This window comes from Blastococcus sp. SYSU DS0533 (assembly GCF_054050775.1).
On sequence record NZ_JBJGZZ010000003.1, the window covers coordinates 99,968 to 118,160 of the forward strand.

At 75.1% G+C, this 18,193-nt stretch carries 15 protein-coding genes; 11 read left to right on the plus strand and 4 right to left on the minus strand.

All coding sequences use genetic code 11. The features are described from left to right. Positions 1-148: 148 nt before the first annotated feature. The gene (gene glgX / locus ACI79W_RS05350; protein ID WP_456561038.1) at positions 149-2,299 is read right to left on the minus strand and encodes a glycogen debranching protein GlgX; all 2,151 of its coding nucleotides are present in this window, start codon (positions 2,297-2,299) and stop codon (positions 149-151) included. A 70-nt stretch (positions 2,300-2,369) separates the two neighbouring features. Here glgX and ACI79W_RS05355 point away from each other — a divergent pair, with 70 nt between their 5' ends. The 10 genes from ACI79W_RS05355 (at position 2,370) to ACI79W_RS05400 (ending at position 13,931) form a co-directional block, all read left to right on the plus strand. Next, positions 2,370-3,176, plus strand: a complete 807-nt coding sequence (locus ACI79W_RS05355) for an ABC transporter ATP-binding protein (RefSeq protein WP_456561039.1) — start codon at positions 2,370-2,372, stop codon at positions 3,174-3,176. A 10-nt stretch (positions 3,177-3,186) separates the two neighbouring features. Next, positions 3,187-3,975 (plus strand): enoyl-CoA hydratase/isomerase family protein, encoded by a 789-nt coding sequence (locus tag ACI79W_RS05360; RefSeq protein ID WP_456561040.1) that lies wholly within the window; start codon positions 3,187-3,189, stop codon positions 3,973-3,975. 5 nt (positions 3,976-3,980) lie between these two features. Beyond that, the gene (cds1, locus tag ACI79W_RS05365) at positions 3,981-5,093 is read left to right on the plus strand and encodes an L-cysteine desulfhydrase Cds1 (RefSeq protein ID WP_456561041.1); all 1,113 of its coding nucleotides are present in this window, start codon (positions 3,981-3,983) and stop codon (positions 5,091-5,093) included. Positions 5,094-5,227: 134 nt separating this feature from the next. After that, entirely contained in the window at positions 5,228-6,007 is a 780-nt protein-coding gene (locus ACI79W_RS05370; RefSeq protein ID WP_456561042.1) for an electron transfer flavoprotein subunit beta/FixA family protein, read from the plus strand. Positions 6,008-6,040: 33 nt separating this feature from the next. Next, positions 6,041-7,003 (plus strand): electron transfer flavoprotein subunit alpha/FixB family protein, encoded by a 963-nt coding sequence (locus ACI79W_RS05375; protein ID WP_456561043.1) that lies wholly within the window; start codon positions 6,041-6,043, stop codon positions 7,001-7,003. A gap of 179 nt (positions 7,004-7,182) precedes the next feature. Then, positions 7,183-8,583 carry an MFS transporter gene (locus tag ACI79W_RS05380; RefSeq protein ID WP_456561044.1) on the plus strand — a complete coding sequence of 467 codons (1,401 nt, stop codon included), beginning with the start codon at positions 7,183-7,185 and terminating at the stop codon, positions 8,581-8,583. Continuing rightward, entirely contained in the window at positions 8,580-9,785 is a 1,206-nt protein-coding gene (locus ACI79W_RS05385) for a cysteine desulfurase family protein (protein WP_456561045.1), read from the plus strand. Before ACI79W_RS05380 ends, ACI79W_RS05385 begins: the two co-directional genes overlap by 4 nt. Positions 9,786-9,787: 2 nt before the next feature. Beyond that, a complete protein-coding gene (gene mnmA, locus ACI79W_RS05390; protein WP_456561257.1) occupies positions 9,788-10,867 on the plus strand; it encodes a tRNA 2-thiouridine(34) synthase MnmA in 1,080 nt (359 codons plus the stop codon). A 143-nt stretch (positions 10,868-11,010) separates the two neighbouring features. Further along, on the plus strand, positions 11,011-12,870 hold the full coding sequence (locus tag ACI79W_RS05395) for a bifunctional metallophosphatase/5'-nucleotidase (RefSeq protein WP_456561046.1): 1,860 nt from the start codon (positions 11,011-11,013) through the stop codon (positions 12,868-12,870). Between the two features lie 50 nt (positions 12,871-12,920). Next, positions 12,921-13,931 carry a methionine synthase gene (locus ACI79W_RS05400; protein ID WP_456561047.1) on the plus strand — a complete coding sequence of 337 codons (1,011 nt, stop codon included), beginning with the start codon at positions 12,921-12,923 and terminating at the stop codon, positions 13,929-13,931. Between the two features lies 1 nt (position 13,932). On the opposite strand, the gene ACI79W_RS05405 is transcribed toward ACI79W_RS05400, so the two are convergent. Continuing rightward, entirely contained in the window at positions 13,933-14,298 is a 366-nt protein-coding gene (locus ACI79W_RS05405; RefSeq protein ID WP_456561048.1) for a hypothetical protein, read from the minus strand. An 85-nt stretch (positions 14,299-14,383) separates the two neighbouring features. Between ACI79W_RS05405 and ligA the strand changes: the two genes are divergently transcribed. Further along, complete coding sequence (gene ligA, locus ACI79W_RS05410) at positions 14,384-16,522, plus strand: NAD-dependent DNA ligase LigA (protein WP_456561049.1); 2,139 nt, start codon at positions 14,384-14,386, stop codon at positions 16,520-16,522. Positions 16,523-16,554: 32 nt separating this feature from the next. On the opposite strand, the gene ACI79W_RS05415 is transcribed toward ligA, so the two are convergent. Both ACI79W_RS05415 and ACI79W_RS05420 read right to left on the minus strand, forming a co-directional pair. Continuing rightward, the gene (locus tag ACI79W_RS05415) at positions 16,555-17,307 is read right to left on the minus strand and encodes an HNH endonuclease signature motif containing protein (protein ID WP_456561050.1); all 753 of its coding nucleotides are present in this window, start codon (positions 17,305-17,307) and stop codon (positions 16,555-16,557) included. Positions 17,308-17,408: 101 nt separating this feature from the next. Further along, a complete protein-coding gene (locus ACI79W_RS05420; RefSeq protein ID WP_456561051.1) occupies positions 17,409-18,083 on the minus strand; it encodes a hypothetical protein in 675 nt (224 codons plus the stop codon). Positions 18,084-18,193: the final 110 nt, after the last annotated feature.

Below are 18,193 nucleotides of genomic sequence, written 5' to 3' on the forward strand. Positions count from 1 at the left end.
GGCCAGGGCCGAGGTGGGATGCGGCCGTGCACTTCGAAGCCCTGCCGCCGACGTCGTCGAGGTGGTGGACGAGTCCGACGCGGACCTGCACGGCTGGGACCACGGCCCCGACCTGGACCACCCGGTGCGGCTGAGGCCGCGCTGACCGTCAGGGGCGGCGTTCGACCCGCAGCAGCCAGACGCACCGGCCGGGCAGCTCCACCGGCCCCGGCGGGAGGAAGGTGAGCGCGGGCGGGGTACCGCGGGCGTACTCGGTGGAGAGCACCAGCTCGTAGCCGTCGGCCCACGGCGAGCCGGGCAGCTCGACGGTCACCGGGTCGGGCCCCGCGTGCAGCTGCACCAGGTAGGAGTCGTCGACCACCGGGTGCCCGTGCTCGTCGCGGTTCCGGATGCCGCGGCCGTCGAGGTACATGCCTACGGTCTGCAGTCCCGTGTCGAACCAGTGCGCGGTGGTGAGCTGGCCGCCGCCCGGGGCGAACCAGGCGAGGTCGCGGGTGCCCTCGGTGCCCGCCAGCTCGTGGCCCTCGAAGAAAGCCTCCTGCCGCAGCACCGGGGCGCCGCGCCGGAGCCGGACCAGCCGGGTGGTGAAGGCGAGCAGGTCCTCGTCGGCGGCCGCCCAGTCCAGCCAGGAGACCTCGTTGTCCTGGCAGTAGGCGTTGTTGTTGCCGCCCTGGGTGCGGCCCAGCTCGTCGCCGGCGGTCAGCATCGGCACACCGGTGGAGAGCAGCAGCGTCGCCAGCATGTTGCGCACCTGGCGGGCGCGCAGCGCGGTGACCTCCGGGTCGTCGGTGGGCCCCTCGACGCCGCAGTTCCAGTTCCGGTTGTGGCTCTCGCCGTCCCGGTTCTCCTCGCCGTTGGCCTTGTTGCGCTTGTGCTCGTAGGTGACCAGGTCGGCGAGCGGGAAGCCGTCGTGCGCGGTGACGAAGTTGATGCTGGCGAACGGGCGGCGGCCGTCGGAGCGGTAGAGGTCCGAGGAGCCGGTGAGCCGGTAGGCGAGGTCGCGCACGCCCACGTGCGCCCCCGCCCAGACGTCCCGCACTGTGTCGCGGTACTTGCCGTTCCACTCGGTCCACGGCGGCGGGAAGTTGCCGACCTGGTAGCCGCCGGGGCCGACGTCCCACGGCTCGGCGATGAGCTTCACCTGGCTGACCACCGGGTCCTGGTGCACGACGTCGAAGAAGGCCGACAGCCGGTCGACGTCGTGCATCGAGCGGGCCAGCGCGGAGGCGAGGTCGAACCGGAAGCCGTCGACGTGCATCTCGGTGACCCAGTAGCGCAGCGAGTCCATGAGCAGGCCCAGCACCGCCGGCCGGCGCACGTCGAGGGTGTTCCCGCAGCCGGTGTAGTCGGTGTAGCGGGCGGGGTTGCCGCCGTCGAGCCGGTAGTAGCCGGGGTTGTCGATGCCCTTGAACGACAGCGTGGGCCCGGTGTGGTCCCCCTCGGCGGTGTGGTTGTAGACCACGTCGAGGATCACCTCGATCCCGGCGGCGTGCAGCTCCTTCACCATCGTCTTGAACTCGGTGACCTGCTGCCCGCCGCTGCCCGCGGCGCTGTAGGCCGCGTGCGGCGCGAAGTAGCCGAGGGTGTTGTAGCCCCAGTAGTTGGTCAACCCGCGGCGCAGCAGGTGCGGCTCGCTGACGAAGTGGTGCACCGGCAGGAGCTCGAGCGCCGTCACCCCCAGCGCCAGCAGGTGCTCGACGAACGCGGGGTGGGCGAGGCCGGCGTAGGTGCCGCGCAGGTGCGGCGGCACGCCCGGGTGCCGGGCGGTGGCCCCCTTGACGTGCACCTCGTAGATCACGGTGTCCGACCAGGAACGCCGCAGCGGGCGGTCGCCGTCCCACGGGAAGGGGTCGTGGACGACGACGCCGCGCGGCACGTGGGGCGCGGAGTCCTGGTCGTCGGGGACGGCGGAGTCGGGGTGGTCGAAGGGGTGCCCGAAGAGCGCGGTGTGCAGCCGCAGCTCGCCGTCGACGGCCCGCGCGTAGGGGTCGAGCAGCAGCTTGGCCGGGTTGCAGCGATGGCCGGACGACGGGTCGTAGCCGCCGTGCACCCGGTAGCCGTAGCGCTGCCCCGGGCCGACGCCCGGGAGCCGGCCGTGCCAGACCTGGTGGGTGGTCTCCTCCAGGCGGTGCCGGTGCTCGGTGCCGTCCGGGTCGAACAGGCAGAGGTCGACGGCGGAGGCGCCGGCCGACCACAGCGCGAAGTTCGTCCCGCGGCCGTCCCACACGGCACCCAGGGGCGCGGGCGCCCCGGGCAGCACGTCGGGGATGAGGTGTCCGGCCGCTGCGTGTTCGGTCACCGGGCGATCGTGCCTCCTCCTCACCCGGAGGGGGCGCACCGACCGGCGCGAGGGTTGGTTGGATGGGGGCGTGCCGAATGCTGACGCCCTCGCGGGGGCGGTCGTACGGATGACCGGGGTCGACGTCGTGCGGGGCAGCAACCACCTGCTCCGCGGCGTCGACTGGGCGGTGGAGGAGGACCACCGCTGGGTGGTCCTGGGCCCCAACGGGGCGGGGAAGACCACGCTGCTGCAGCTCGCCGCGGCGCAGCTGCACCCGACGCGGGGCGAGGTGCGGCTGCTGGGCGAGACGCTCGGCGCCGTGGACGTCTTCGAGCTTCGGCCCCGCATCGGGCTGACCAGCGCCTCGCTGGCCCAGCGGATCGCGCCGGCGGAGAAGACCGGTGACGTCGTCGTCTCGGCCGGCTACGCCGTCGTCGGCCGGTGGCGGGAGCGCTACGACGTCCACGACCTGACACGGGCCGGGATGCTCATGGCGCAGTGGGGCGTGGCCCAGTACGCGCACCGGCCGTTCGGCACGCTCAGCGAGGGCGAGCGGAAGCGCACCCAGATCGCCCGCGCGCTGATGCCCGACCCGGAGCTGCTGCTGCTCGACGAGCCCGGTGCCGGCCTCGACCTCGGGGGGCGAGAGGACCTCGTGTCCCGGTTGTCGGACCTGGCCCGCTACCACTACGCGCCCGCGCAGGTGCTGGTCACCCACCACGTCGAGGAGATCCCACCGGGCTACACCCACGCGCTGCTGCTGCGGGAGGGGGAGGTCGTGGCCTCCGGCGCCGCCGACGACGTCCTCACCGCAGGGCACCTGTCGGACACCTTCGGGCTCCCGCTCGAGCTGACCCGCACCGATGGCCGCTTCACCGCGCGACGCGCTCGATAGGGTGCGGTCCATGGCATCGACGCCCGAGTTCGTGACCCTGCAGGTGGCCGACGGGGTGGGCACGATCCGCCTCGACCGGCCGAAGATGAACGCGATCGACGAGCAGCTGCACATGGAGGTCCGGGCCGCGGCGCTCGAGGCCGGCGAGCGGGCCGACGTGCGGGCCGTCGTCCTCTACGGCGGGGAGCGGGTCTTCGCCGCGGGCGCGGACATCAAGGCGATGTCGCAGCTGGACGGGCGCGCGATGGTCGCCTGGGGTCGCGAGCTGCAGAACTCCTTCCGCGCGGTGGCGCGGATCCCGAAGCCGGTCATCGCCGCCGTCACCGGCTACGCCCTCGGCGGTGGCTACGAGCTGGCGCTGTGCGCGGACTTCCGGGTGCTCGGCGCGGGCGCGAGGGTCGGCCAGCCCGAGATCCTGCTCGGCGTCATCCCGGGCGCCGGCGGCACCCAGCGGCTGGCCCGGCTGGTCGGCCCGGCCCGGGCGAAGGACCTGGTCTTCACCGGCCGGCACGTCGCCGCGGAGGAGGCCCTCGAGATGGGGCTGGCCGACGCCGTCGTCCCCGACGCCGAGGTGTACGACACCGCCCTGGCCATGGCGCGCAAGCTCGCCGCCGGCCCGCCGCTGGCCCTGGCCGCCGCGAAGCGCGCCATCGACGAGGGGCTGGACCTGCCCCTGGACCGGGGGCTGGACCTGGAGAGCCGGCTGTTCGCCGAGCTGTTCGACACCGCGGACCAGGCGAACGGCATGCGGTCGTTCCTCGAGAACGGCCCGGGCAAGGCCGAGTTCACCGGCCGCTGACCCGCGTGGACGACGTCGTCGACCGGTCCGACCCCGGTGGCCGGGCCTGGGTCGACCGGGCGGTCGCCGTCGTCGAGGCCGATGCGCGGCGGAGCGCGGACACCCACCTGCTGGTCTACCCGCTGCCGCCCGAGTGGGGCGTGGACCTCTACCTGAAGGACGAGTCCACCCACCCCACGGGCAGCCTCAAGCACCGGCTGGCGCGGTCGCTGTTCCTGTACGGGCTCTGCTCCGGGCAGATCACCGAGGGCAGCACGGTCGTCGAGGCATCCAGCGGGTCGACGGCGGTGAGCGAGGCCTACTTCGCCCGGATGCTCGGCCTGCCCTTCGTCGCGGTGATGCCCCGCTCCACCAGCCCGGAGAAGGTGGCGCTCATCGAGTTCCACGGCGGGCGGTGCCACTTCGTCGCCCGGGCCCCCGACATCTACGAGGAGGCCCGCCGGCTGGCCGCCGACTGCGGGGGGCACTACCTCGACCAGTTCACCTACGCGGAGCGGGCCACCGACTGGCGCGGCAACAACAACATCGCCGAGTCGATCTTCGAGCAGCTCTCGGCCGAGCCGCACCCGGTGCCCGAGTGGGTCGTCGTCGGGGCAGGCACCGGGGGCACCAGCGCGACCATCGGCCGCTACCTGCGCTACCGCCGGCACCCCACCCGGCTGGCCGTCGTCGACCCGGAGAACTCCGCCTTCTTCCCGGGCTACGCAGCGGTCGACCCGGGCTGGACGACCGGGACCCCGTCGCGCATCGAGGGCATCGGCCGACCGCGCGTGGAGCCCTCCTTCGTCCCGACCATCGTCGACCGGATGATCGCCGTGCCCGACGCGGCGTCCCTGGCCGCGATGCGCCACCTGGAGCGGGTCACCGGGCGCCGTGCCGGGGGTTCCACCGGCACGAACCTCTGGGGCGCCTTCGGGCTGGTCGCCGAGATGGTCGCCGCGGGGCGCCGTGGGAGCGTCGTCACGCTGCTGTGCGACGGCGGGGAGCGGTACACACGCACGTACTACTCCGACGACTGGGTGGCCGAGCAGGGCCTGGACCTGGCGCCCCACGCGGAGACCCTCCGGCGGTTCGCGGCGACGGGGGAGTGGCCGGTGCCCGCCCCCGGCGCCGGGTGATGTGGCTCACCCGCCCCTCGTACCGCCGCGCCGTTACCGCGCAGTAGCCTCCATGATCGGTGCACATCCCCTGGTGAGTGCAGGCGGGCCACCGTGCCCGCGAACCCGACCCCATCGCGGAGGTAGGTCTGGCGATGAACATCGTCGTTCTGGTCAAGCAGGTCCCCGACTCCGGCAGTGAGCGCAAGATGGACCCGGCGGACAACACCGTCGCCCGCGCCACCGCCGACAACGTCATCAACGAGATGGACGAGTACGCCATCGAGGAGGCGCTCACCATCAAGGAGGCGCAGGGCGGGGAGGTCACCGTCCTCACCGTCGGCCCCGACGACGCCACCGACGCCATCCGCAAGGCGCTGTCCATGGGCGCCGACAAGGCCGTCCACGTCAGCGACGAGGCCATCCACGGCTCCGACGCCACGCAGATCAGCGCCGTCCTGGCCGCCGCCCTGCAGCAGATGGAGTACGACCTGGTCATGTGCGGGGCCGAGGCCACCGACAGCCAGATGAGCGTCATGCCGGCGCTGCTGGCCGAGCGGCTGGGCATCCCGCAGCTCTCCGGTGCCCGGAAGGTCACCATCGAGGGCGGCACCGCCAGGGTGGAGCGGCAGACCGACGGCGGCTACTGGGCCCTCGAGGCCCCGCTCCCGGCGATCATCTCGACCTGGGACACCATCAACGAGCCGCGCTACCCCTCGTTCAAGGGCATCATGGCCGCGAAGAAGAAGCCGGTCGAGTCCAAGACGCTGGCCGACCTGGGCGTCGACGCCTCCGCCGTCGGCCTGGCCAACGCCGCCACCCAGGTGCTCGACTTCGCCGGCCGCCCGCCCAAGGGCGAGGGCGTCAAGGTCACCGACGAGGGCGACGGCGCGCAGAAGTTCGTCGACTTCCTCGCCAGCCAGAAGATCGTCTGAGCCCGGCCCGGATCGAAGGAAGAGGAGAAACCCATGGCAGAGGTCCTGGTCCTGGCCGAGCTGAACCCGGCCGGCGGCGGCGTCCGCAAGACCACCCTGGAGGCCCTCACCGCGGCGCGTGCCCTCGGTGAGCCCTCGGCCGTCGTCCTCGGTGCCCCCGGCACCGCGGCCGGCGTCCGCGATCAGCTCGCGGAGTACGGCGCGGCCACCGTCTACGTGGCCGAGTCGGCCGACATCGACGACTACCTCGTGGCCCCCAAGGCCGAGGTGCTGGCGCAGCTGGTGGGCGAGAAGTCCCCGGCCGCCGTCGTCATCCCGTCCTCCCCGGAGGGCAAGGAGATCGCCGCCCGCCTGGCCGTCAAGACCGGCAGCGGCTTCCTGACCGACGTCACCGAGATCGCCGCCGACGGCACCGCGACCCAGGCCGCGTTCGCCGGGGCGACGATCGTCCACTCGAAGGTCGTCACGGGCACCCCGATCTACACCCTGCGCGGCAACTCGGTCACCCCCGAGCCGGCCCCGGCCGCCGGTGCCGAGCAGACCGTCGACGTCGCGGTGAGCGACGCGGCGAAGCAGGTCCGGGTCGTCGAGCGCGTCGTCGAGCAGAAGAGCAACCGCCCCGAGCTCACCGAGGCCTCGATCGTCGTCTCCGGTGGCCGCGGTGTGGCCAGCGCCGAGAACTTCTCGATCATCGAGGGCCTGGCCGACTCGCTCGGTGCGGCCGTCGGCGCCTCGCGCGCCGCGGTCGACTCCGGCTTCTACCCGCACAGCTTCCAGGTGGGTCAGACCGGCAAGACCGTGTCGCCGCAGCTGTACGTGGCCGTCGGCATCTCGGGTGCCATCCAGCACCGCGCCGGCATGCAGACCAGCAAGACGATCGTCGCCATCAACAAGGACCCCGAGGCGCCGATCTTCGAGCTGGCCGACTTCGGCGTCATCGGTGACCTGAACACCATCGTGCCGGCCGCCACCGAGCAGATCAACGCCCGCAAGTGAAGGCCCCCGTCCTCCTCACGCCTCGCTCCGCTCGCCGTGAGCCTCTGGACGGGGCCGGCCGCGCGGGCTGAACCCGCAAGGCTCGGATAACCGGTCGAGCGCCGATCCCCGTGGGGATCGGCGCTCGAACCGTTCCGGCAGCCGGGAAGCAGCCGGGGGCGCGGGTGGTTGCGCACCGCGTGGACACGGGAACGCCCCCGACGCTGTTCGACCGGGCGCACCGGCTCACCACCGCCGGGTTGCTGATGCTGGTCACCTTCGTCGCCTTCGAGGCGATGGCGGTGGCGACGGCGATGCCGACCGCGGTCGCGGAGCTGGACGGGCTGGCCTGGTACGCGTGGCCGTTCAGCGCGTTCCTGGTCGCCTCGGTGGTCGGGATGGTGCTCGGCGGCGACCTCGGTGACCGCCGCGGGTCCCGCGTCGCCCTCCTGACCGGGGTGGGGGTGTTCGCAGCCGGGCTGCTCGCCGCCGGCCTCTCGGACCACATGGCGCTCTTCGTCGCGGCCCGGGCGCTGCAGGGCGTCGGCGGCGGGGTCATCGCCGTCTCCCTGTACGTCGTGGCCGGGCAGGCGTTCGCCCCGGGGCTGCGGCCGCGGCTGTTCGGCGCGTTCGCGGCCGCGTGGGTGCTGCCGGCCCTGGTCGGCCCCGTCGTCGCCGGGCTGCTCACCACCCACCTCACGTGGCGGCTGGTCTTCCTCGGCCTGCTGCCGCTCATCCTCCTGGGGCTCGGCCTGGTCCTGCCCGCCGTCCGGGCGCTGCCCCGGCCCGCCGCGGTCGCAGGACCCGCCTCCGCCCGCCGCTGGTGGGCCCTGCTGGCAGGCGTGGGCATCGCCGCGCTGCAGTACGCCGGCCAGCGCCTGGACCTGCTCGCGGCCGGGATCGCCGTCGCGGGGCTGCTGGCGCTCGTCCTCGGACTGCGCCCGCTGCTGCCGCCCGGGACCGCCGCCGCGCGCCCCGGGCTGCCCGCGGTGGTCGCCGGCCGCGGCCTGCTGGCCGGCGCCTTCTTCGGCATGGACGCCCTGCTGCCGCTGGCGCTCACCGAGCTGCACGGCTACTCGGCCACCGCCGCGGGGATCCCGCTGACCGCCGGGGCCCTGGGCTGGGCCACCGCCTCGCAGCTCCAGGGCCGCAACCCCAACTGGTCGCGGGTGCGGCTGCTGCGGCTCGGGTTCGGCGTGCTCACCGCCGGGTTGCTGGCCACGGCCGCCATCGCCGTTCCCGGCCTCGGCGGGTGGCCGGCCTACGCGAGCTGGGCCGTCGCCGGGCTCGGCATGGGGCTCGGGATGCCCAGCCTCAGCGTGCTCCTGCTGGACCGCTCGTCGGACCAGACCCGCGGCGCGGACTCGGCGGCCTTCCAGATCGCCGACGTCACCGGCGCCGCCGCCTGCGTCGGGGTGGTGGGGGTGCTCGTCGCCGCGGCCGCCGGCGGCGCGCTCCCGCTGCCGTCCGCGGTGGTGGCCGGGGTGGTGCTGCTCTCGGTCGTGGCGGTCACCGGTGCGGTGCTCGCCCCGCGGGCGGGTGGTCCTCCGGCGGCGGCAGCCGGTCCCGCCGTCCCCGCGACTACCCTGAGCGCGTCATGACCTACTCGGAACCGGTCTACCTCGACCACGCGGCGACCACGCCGATGCTGCCCGAGGTGCTGGCGGCGATGACCGGCCAGCTCGGTCGCGTGGGCAACGCCTCGTCGCTGCACGCCAGCGGCCGGGCGGCGCGCCGCGCCGCGGAGCAGGCCCGCGAGCGGCTGGCCGAGGCGCTGGGCGCGCGGCCGTCCGAGGTGCTGTTCACCGGCGGTGGCACCGAGAGCGACAACCTCGCCGTCAAGGGGCTGTTCTGGGCCCGCCGCGCGGCGGACTCCCGCCGTCGCCGGATCGTCGTCAGCCCGGCCGAGCACCACGCCGTCCTGGACAGCGTCGAGTGGCTGGCCAAGCACGAGGGCGCCGAGGTCACCTGGCTGCCGGTCGAGCCCTCGGGTCGGGTGACCCCCGCTGCGCTGGCCGATGCGCTCGGCGACGGCAGCGACGTCGCCGTCGCCAGCGTCATGTGGGCCAACAACGAGATCGGCGCGGTGAGCGACGTGGCCGCGCTCGCGGCGACCGCGCACGACGTCGGCGTGCCCTTCCACACCGACGCGGTGCAGGCGGTCGGGCAGGTGCTGGTGGACTTCGGCGCGAGCGGCGTCGACGCGCTCACCATGACCGGGCACAAGCTGGGCGGCCCGATGGGGGCCGGCGCGCTGCTGCTGCGCCGCGACGCCGAGTGCACCCCGCTGCTGCACGGCGGCGGCCAGGAGCGCGACGTCCGCTCCGGCACGCTGGACGTCGCCGCCATCGTCGGGCTGGCGGTGGCGGCGGACGCGGCCGTGCAGGGGCGCGTCGAGCGGGCCGCCGAGCTGGCCCGGCTGCGCGACCGGCTGGTGGCCGGTGTCGTGGAGCAGGTGCCCGACGCGCAGCTCAACGGTCCGGCGTTGGACGACGTCGTCCGTTCGGGGCCCGGCCGCCTCCCCGGCAACGCCCACCTGTCCTTCCCGGGCGCCGAGGGCGATGCGCTGCTCATGCTGCTCGACGCCCGGGGGATCGAGTGCTCGACCGGCTCCGCCTGCAGCGCGGGGGTGGCGCGGCCCAGCCACGTGCTGCTGGCCGTGGGCGCCGACCCCGACCGCGCCCGCAGCTCCCTGCGGTTCAGCCTCGGGCACACGAGCACCGACGCCGACGTCGACGCCCTCCTGGACGTCATCGCCCCGGTGGTGGAGCGGGCCCGGCGGGCCGGGACGGGGCGCCGGTGAGGGTGCTGGCCGCGATGAGCGGGGGCGTCGACTCCGCCGTCGCCGCGGCCCTCGCCGTCGACGCCGGGCACGACGTCACCGGTGTGCACCTGGCGCTCTCCCCGGACCGGCAGACGCTGCGCAGCGGCGCCCGCGGGTGCTGCAGCGTCGAGGACGCCCACGACGCCCGGCGGGTCGCCGACGAGCTGGGCATCCCGTTCTACGTGTGGGACCTGGCCGAGCGGTTCACCGAGGACGTCGTCGACGACTTCGTCGCCGAGTACGCCGCCGGGCGCACGCCCAACCCGTGCCTGCGCTGCAACGAGAAGATCAAGTTCTCGGCGGTGCTGGACCGGGCGCGGGCGCTGGGCTTCGACGCCGTCGTCACCGGGCACCACGCGCGGCTGGCCGACGGCGAGCTGCGGCGGTCGGTCGACGCCGCCAAGGACCAGTCCTACGTGCTCGGCGTGCTCACCGCCGGGCAGCTGGCGGCGGCGGTGTTCCCGCTCGGCGGGATGACCAAGGACCGGGTGCGGGAGATCGCCGCCGAGCGCGGGTTCGGCGTCGCGGCGAAGCCCGACTCGCACGACATCTGCTTCATTCCCGACGGCGACACCCGCGGCTTCCTGGCCCGCCGGCTGGGCAGCCGCCCGGGACCGGTGGTCGACGCCGCCACCGGCGCGACCGTCGGGGAGCACGGGGGCACCTACGGGTTCACCGTCGGCCAGCGGCGGGGGCTCGGCGTCAGCGCCGGTGACTCGCGGCCCCGCTACGTGCTGGGCATCGAGCCGGTGACCCGCACCGTCACCATCGGCACCGCCGACCTCGCCGGGGTGGCCTGCGTGGTCACCGCGGCCCCCACCTGGACCGGGGTGCCGCCGGCGCTGCCGTTCCGGGCGGAGGTGCAGCTGCGCGCGCACGGCACGCCGGTGCCCTGCGAGGTGACCCGTGACGACGGCGGTGGACTGCGGATCCTGCTCGACGAGGAGCAGCGCGGGGTGGCTGCCGGGCAGTCCGCGGTGCTCTACGCACCCGACCCGCAGCGCGGGGACCTGGTCCTCGGCCAGGCCGCGGTCCGGAGCGCCGCCGCGACGCGGGGCTGAGGCCGGTCACCGGTCGCCGGACCTCGCGGGAACGGGACGGCGAACACTCGCCGACGACGGCGCGGGTCGGGCGATCCCGGCTGGCGGGTCGCGGGGGACCGTGATCACCTCGGGGTGACCTGGTTCCTGGACGGGGAGGTGCCGTGCCCCGGGTCCGTCCTGCCCGAGCGCCCCTCCTGGTCGTCCTGCTGCTCGTCCTGACCGCCTGCCGTTCGACCGTGGCGGCCGATGACGACGAGTTCCCTGTGCCCGCCGCCGTGTCCCCGGTCGTCGCCGACACCCCGGTCCAGCTGCTGGCGATCAACGACTTCCACGGGCAGCTGCGCCCGCCCCGGGGGCCGGCCGGGACCCTCGAGACGGGTGTGCCCGGCCCGGGCGCCGACGGGCAGCCGGGCACCGCGGACGACGGCCCCCAGCTCGTCGGTGGCGCGGCGCACCTGGCCCGGACGCTGGCGGAGCGGCGGGCCGATTTCGGCGGGGAGCCGCAGGACTCGCTCACGCTGGGCGCCGGGGACATGGTCGGCGCCTCGCCGTTCGTCTCGGGTGCGTTCCGCGACGAGCCCGCGATCGAGGTGCTCGACGAGCTCGGCCTGGACCTCTCCGCCGTCGGCAACCACGAGTTCGACCGCGGGGTGCAGGAGCTGCTGCGGCTCTCGTCCGCCGGCGACGGCTGGTCCTCGGACGACGTCGACGCGTGCGCAGGGGTCGTCGCCGAGGAGACGGGGTGCTTCTCCGGCAGCACCGGGGAGCCTTTTCGCGGAGCCGGGTTCGGCTACCTGGCCGCGAACGTCGTCGACCGGGGGACCGGTGCCCCGGTCCTGCCGCCCTACGCCGTCGTGCGGACCTCCGGTGGTGTGGAGATCGGCATCGTGGGCGTGGTCACCGCCGACACCCCGGGGATGGTGCTGCCGTCCGGGATCGCCGGCTACGAGTTCGGTGACGAGGCGGAGGCGGTGAACCGCTACGCCGAGGAGCTGCAGGACCGCGGGGTGGAGGCGATCGTGCTGCTGGTCCACGAGGGCGGTGCGCAGGGCGGCGCCTACGACGAGTGCGCCGGTGACCTGGCCGGCACGGCCATCGAGGAGATCAACGCCGCCGTGACACCGGCGGTGGACGTCGTCGTCAGCGGCCACACCCACGGCTCCTACGACTGCCGGCTCCCCGACCCGGGCGGCGCGCCGCGCCCCGTCGTCCAGGCCGGCGCCCACGGCACCGCGGTCGTCGACCTCCGGTTCGTCGTCGGTGCCGACGGGCACGTGCGGCGGGACACCGTCACGTCGTCCGTCGTGCCGGTGCTGCGCACCGAGCCGGATCCGGAGGTGGCGCGGATCGTCGAGCACTGGGCCGCCCGGGCGGAGCAGGACGGAGCCGGCACCCCTGTCGCCGTGCTGACGGGGGACGTCCGCCGCGGCCCCGGCCCGTCGTCGCCGCTGGGCGTGCTGGTGGGGGACGCGATGCTGGCGGCTGCGACCGCCGAGGTCGCAGGGCCGGCGCCGCTGGCCGCCTTCACCAGCAGCGGGAGCATCCGCACCGACCTGGTGGTGCCCGGTGGAGCCGGCCGCGGGGAGGTCCGGCGCCAGGACGTCTACGCCGTGGTGTCGCTGCCCTACACCGTCGACGTCGTCACCGTCTCCGGGGCGGCGATCCGGCAGGCGCTGGAGCAGCAGTTCACCGAGGACGGCGGGCTCGGGCCGTTCCCGCTCGAGGTCTCCGGCGGCGTGGCGTACTCGTACGACCCCGCGCGCCGGCCCGGCGACCGCGTCGACCCGTGCTCCCTCGTCCTCGGGGACCAGCAGGTCGACCCTGCGGGGAGCTACCGGATCGCCCTGACCTCGCACCTGCGGGCGGGGAGCGACGGGTACACGGCATTCACCTCCGGTGGTGGCACGGTCCGCGGGCCGGAGCTGCCGGACGCCCTCGTGGAGCACCTCGCCGCCCGGTCGCCGGTCGACCCGCCCTCGCCGGCCCGGGTGGTGGCCACCGCGGAGCGGGAGGCCTGCTGATCCGGCCGACCGTCGAAGGGGTCGTCCGACCGGCGGGCTAGCGTCGTGGCATGGCTGCATCGACCGAGAGCGGGCGTCCGGCACCCGGGACGTGGGGGCCCGCCTCCGGCGTCGGATCGCTGCCCGGCAGCGACCCGGCCGAGGCGGTGCGCACCGTCGTGGGCGAGCTGCCCGGGTTCGCGCACCTGCCGGAGCTGCCGGGGCGGGGCGCCGGCGCCGACATGCTGGGGCGCAGCGCCGCCCTGCTGGTCGACCTCGCCGTCGACCTGACCCCGGCGGGCTGGCGGCTGGTCCCGCGGCCCGGGATGGACCAGCAGCGGGCCGAGGAGTTCCTCGCGCGCGACCTCGACGCCCTGCACGACGTCGCCGAGGCCTGGACCGGACCGCTCAAGGTGCAGGCCGCCGGGCCGTGGACCCTCGCGGCGGGGCTCGAGCGGACGCGCGGGGACCGCGCGGTCGTGGACCCGGGCGCCCGCCGCGACCTGGGCCAGTCGCTGGCCGAAGGGCTCGCTGCGCACGTGGCGGCCGTGCAGGCCCGGGTGCCGGGGGCGCGGATCGTGGTGCAGCTCGACGAGCCGTCGGTCCCCGCCGTCCTCCAGGGCGCGCTGCCGACCGCCAGCGGGTTCGGGAAGCTGCCGGCCGTCGCCGAGGACGTCGTCGAGCAGGAGCTCGCGGCCGTGCTGCGCGCCCTGCCCGGCCCCGTGGTCGTGCACTGCTGCGCGCCCCGGATGCCGCTGGGCCTCTTCCGGGCGGCCGGTGCGGCCGGGCTCTCGTTCGACCTGGGGCTGGTGCAGGACCTGGACGCGGTGGGCGAGGCGGTCGACGCGGGGGTGCACCTGCTGCCCGGTGTCGTCCCCGGCACCGACGCCTCCCTGCCCGCGCCCAGGACGACGGCGACGCGGGTGCAGGCGTGGTGGCGCGAGCTCGGCTTCGCCGCCGACCGGCTGCCGGACGCGGTCACCCTGACCCCCGCCTGCGGGCTGGCCGGGGCCACGCCGGCCTACGCCCGCGCCGCGATGCGCCAGGTGCGCGAGGCCGCGAAGTACCTGCTGCCGGGGTGACTCAGGCCAGGACCGCGGCGCCGACGGCCCCGGCGGCGACGGCCAGGAGCGCCAGCACGACGAGCGCCTGCAGCGACGGCGGCGTCCGGGCGAACGCCGGGCGCGTCCGGAAGCAGGCCAGCAGCACCACGCCGAGCAGGCCGGCGATCCCGAGGAACGGCGCGGCCAGGGCGCCGGCGAAGCCCACGCTGTCGGCCGGCGTGAGCGAGCAGCCGAACCCGATCCCGGTGCACTGGCCGCCCGCGTTCTCGTCCGGCAGCGCCAGGGAGCCGGCGACCACCGCCAGCGCGGGGAGCAGCCACAGGACGCCCAGGAGGTACCCGTAGGCGCGGCTGCCCGGCGCCCGGTCGCCCGGCGGAGTGGTCACGAGCTGCATCCTGGCCTCTCCGGGTGCCGCGCCACGAGCGGGTGAGCCCCGGTTGACCGTCGTACCCGCCGGATACCGTTCGACCGTGAGCACCGACGCCGACCTCGTCGAACCGTCCGTCACCCCGGTGGCCGACCGCGAGGACCTCACCGAGGTCCCCGACGACGTGCGCACCCGGCACCGCGACCTCTCCGAGGAGCTGGACCGGTACGCGTTCGCCTACTACGTGCGCGACGAGCCGCTGATCAGCGACGGCCAGTACGACGAGCTGATGGCCGAGCTCAAGGAGCTCGAGGCGGCCCATCCGGCGCTGGTCACGCCCGACTCACCCAGCCAGAAGGTCAACGGCGGGTTCACGGCCACGTTCGCCCCGGTGCAGCACCTGGAGCGCATGCAGAGCCTGGACAACGCCTTCAGCGGCGACGAGCTGTCGGCCTGGGCGGCGCGGGCGGAGCGGGAGGGTGCGGCAGGGGCGAGCTACCTCTGCGAGCTGAAGGTCGACGGCGTGGCGGTCGACCTCGTCTACGAGCAGGGCCGGCTGGTCCGGGCCGCCACCCGGGGCGACGGCGTGACCGGCGAGGACGTGACCGCGAACGTCCGGACTATGCGGGACGTCCCCCAGCAGCTCACGGGGGAGGACGTGCCCGGGCTGCTCGAGGTGCGCGGCGAGATCTACTTCCCGGTGGCGGCGTTCGCCGACGTCAACGCGGCCATGGTCGAGCAGGGGCGGCCGCCGTTCGCCAACCCGCGCAACGCCGCGGCCGGCTCGCTGCGCCAGAAGGACCCCAAGGTCACCGCCTCGCGGCCGCTGCGGCTGGTCGTGCACGGGCTCGGCGCCCGCACCGGGTTCGAACCGGAGCGCCAGTCGGCCGCCTACGAGGGCCTGCGGGCGCTGGGCCTGCCGGTGAGCGACCGCTTCGAGGTGGTGGCCGACCTCGAGGGGGTGTGGGCCTACATCGAGCGCTACCGCGAGCAGCGCCACTCCGTGGAGCACGAGATCGACGGCGTGGTCGTGAAGGTCGACCAGGTGGCGCTGCAGCGACGGCTGGGCTCGACCTCGCGGGCGCCGCGCTGGGCGATCGCCTTCAAGTACCCGCCGGAAGAGGCGACGACGAAGCTCGTCGACATCCGGGTCAACGTAGGGCGCACCGGCCGGGTGACGCCGTTCGCCTTCATGGACCCGGTGAAGGTGGCCGGCTCCACCGTGCAGCTGGCCACCCTGCACAACGCCAGCGAGGTCAAGCGCAAGGGCGTGCTGATCGGGGACACCGTCGTCATCCGCAAGGCGGGCGACGTGATCCCCGAGGTGCTCGGCCCGGTGGTCGCCGCCCGCACGGGTGACGAGCGCGAGTTCGTGATGCCGACCCACTGCCCCGAGTGCGGCACCGAGCTGCGGCCGGAGAAGGAGGGCGACGCCGACATCCGCTGCCCCAACGCCCGGTCCTGCCCTGCGCAGCTGCGGGAGCGCGTCTTCCACGTGGCCGGTCGTGGGGCGTTCGACATCGAGAACCTGGGTTACGAGGCGGCGGTCGCGCTGCTGCAGAGCGGTCTGCTCCAGGACGAGGGCGACCTCTTCTTCCTCGACGAGGAGGCGCTGTGCCGCAGCACGTTCTTCACGAAGAAGGACGGCGCCCTGTCGGCCAACGGGCGCAAGCTGCTGACCAACCTGCAGACCCGCAAGGAGGTGCCGCTCTGGCGGGTGCTGGTCGCGCTCTCCATCCGGCACGTGGGTCCCACGGCCGCCCAGGCGCTGGCGCGCGACTTCCGCTCGATGGACCGGATCATGGCCGCGACGGAGGAGGAGCTGGCCGCTGCCGACGGGGTCGGCCCGACCATCGCGCGCTCGGTCCGCGACTGGTTCGCCGTCGACTGGCACCGCGACGTCGTGGAGAAGTGGCGCCAGGCCGGTGTGCGGATGGCCGACGCGGCCGAGGACGCGCCGCCCGGTCCGCTCACCGGCGTGACCGTCGTGGTCACCGGGTCGCTCCGTGACTTCAGCCGCGACGAGGCGATCGCGGCGATCCAGGAACGCGGCGGCAAGGTGACCGGGTCGGTGTCGAAGAAGACCGGCTTCGTCGTGGTGGGGGCCGATCCGGGCAGCAAGTACGACAAGGCGGTGCAGGCGAAGGCGCCGATCCTGGACGACGACGGCTTCCGCGTGCTGCTCGAGCAGGGCCCGGACGTCGCCCGCGAGATCGCGACCGTCGGCGACGGCAACGAGTAGCCCGCCGGCTGGCCTCGCCGCAGTCATCCAGGTCAGAACGGCGGGGGAGTGGTCGTCGCGATCAGGCCGGTCGGGGTGGTCACCGTCAGCCGCCCGTCGGGTGCCAGCTCGTACCGCCAGCCCGGCGCCTGGTGCTTGTCCCGGTGGTGGCCGGTGCAGAAGCCGGTGAGGTCGTCCGCGCTCGTCGGGCCTTCGGGCCAGGGGCGGTCGTGGTCCAGTTCCCCGCCGAGCGGCACGCGTCGGCGGCAACCGGGGAAGCGGCAGCGGCGGTCGCGGGCAGGCAGATACCGGTCGGGCGAAGCCCCGGGGCGGTAACCGTCGGTCGGTCCGGGTGGGTCGAGCCCCGGCCGACCGGTGAGGTCGTGCGTGCAGGGGGCCGCCGCGCGGTGGCAGGCGCCGTCGTCGCAGCGGGCCAGGCGGCGGAGCTCGCAGCTGTCGGTGAGCGCGAGCAACGCACCGGTGAGTTCGTCGACCCCCGCGATCCGCGGCCGGTCGACCAGCGTTCCGCCCCCACTGGCGTCGAGCAGTGCGGCAAGGGCTGCCCGGCGGTGCTCCCCGGCTTCGGCGCACGCGTCGAGATCGCTCGGCGCGCGGGTGATCCGGCCCTCGGCGCTGCGCAGCCACGCGTCCTCGTCCTCGCGGTCGGCGCGCTCGGCAGCGGTCACCATCCGCCGCGCGTGACCGATCGCCCGGTCCAGGCCGAGCAGGGCGTCGGCGGCAGCCTGCAGCGACCCGTGGGCGGCGGCCCAGCGACCGGAGTCGTCGCCGTCCCCGTGATCCGTCATGGGTGCCGGGCCGACTGCGGGCCGGTGATCGGGTGCTGGCCCGGGATCGGGGTCAACGGCCGGCGCCGGGTCGGCGAACGCACCCGCGCTCTCGAGCCAGGTCATGTAGGGGGCTTCCTCCGCCCACCGCCGGAGCAGCTCGTCCTCCGGGGCGTACTCCTCGCCGCCCCACTCACCCCGGAGGGCACGGGCCTCGACCTCCGCCCACCACCGCTCGTCGGCCTCCCGCCACTCCGCAGGCGAGGTGTGCAGCGGCCGGGCATCGGTGGGGCAGGCGTCGGTGGGGTAGCCGTCGTCGGCGCAGGCAGCTGCCGGCCGATCGCCGGCCCGGTGACCTCCGTCGGCGGGTGGCCGTCAGGGGGCGAGCGCGTCATGCCCTCCTCGCAGGCATCCCCCGACTCGGGCAGTAGGCCCAGGGCCCGGGCGAGCGCGCGGACGACCTCGGCCGGCACGGGCTCACCGCCGATCTCGCCCGGCTGGTCGCCCCCGAGGAGGGCTCGCACGCCGGCCACCACGGTCAGCTGCGCCTGCACGGCGGGGCGGTCCTCCTCATCCGGCCGGAGCACCAGGTCGAGGAGGCAGTCGGCCATCTGCTGGCCGCGGGTCCGGGTGTCCTCCGGCTCGTCGAGCGCGTCGGCGTACCTGCCCAGCGCGTCGAGCAGCGCCTGCGCCTCGGGCACCGTGAGGAGTGCGCCGAACGCGGCCACGCCCTCGCGCCGGTCGGACAGCACCGAGACCCCTCGCTCGCGCAGCCACGCCGCCACCCGCTCGAGCATCGGCCAGAGGTGCCCCGCATGGAGCTCCCCGCGCTCCCGGCGCAGGACCCGACGCCTCGTCGCTGGACGCGGCCGAGGACCTCGCCACCCCTGGTGCCGCCCGCGTCATG

What these genes read in the sequence shown, in the direction of transcription:
- ACI79W_RS05360 (WP_456561040.1), top strand. Translation starts at nt 3,187, where the DNA reads ATGGCATCGACGCCCGAGTTCGTGACCCTGCAGGTGGCCGACGGGGTG.
- ACI79W_RS05370 (WP_456561042.1), top strand. Translation starts at nt 5,228, where the DNA reads ATGAACATCGTCGTTCTGGTCAAGCAGGTCCCCGACTCCGGCAGTGAG.
- ACI79W_RS05375 (WP_456561043.1), top strand. Translation starts at nt 6,041, where the DNA reads ATGGCAGAGGTCCTGGTCCTGGCCGAGCTGAACCCGGCCGGCGGCGGC.
- ACI79W_RS05385 (WP_456561045.1), top strand. Translation starts at nt 8,580, where the DNA reads ATGACCTACTCGGAACCGGTCTACCTCGACCACGCGGCGACCACGCCG.
- ACI79W_RS05400 (WP_456561047.1), top strand. Translation starts at nt 12,921, where the DNA reads ATGGCTGCATCGACCGAGAGCGGGCGTCCGGCACCCGGGACGTGGGGG.
- ACI79W_RS05415 (WP_456561050.1), bottom strand. Translation starts at nt 17,307, where the DNA reads ATGACGGATCACGGGGACGGCGACGACTCCGGTCGCTGGGCCGCCGCC.
- ACI79W_RS05420 (WP_456561051.1), bottom strand. Translation starts at nt 18,083, where the DNA reads ATGCTCGAGCGGGTGGCGGCGTGGCTGCGCGAGCGAGGGGTCTCGGTG.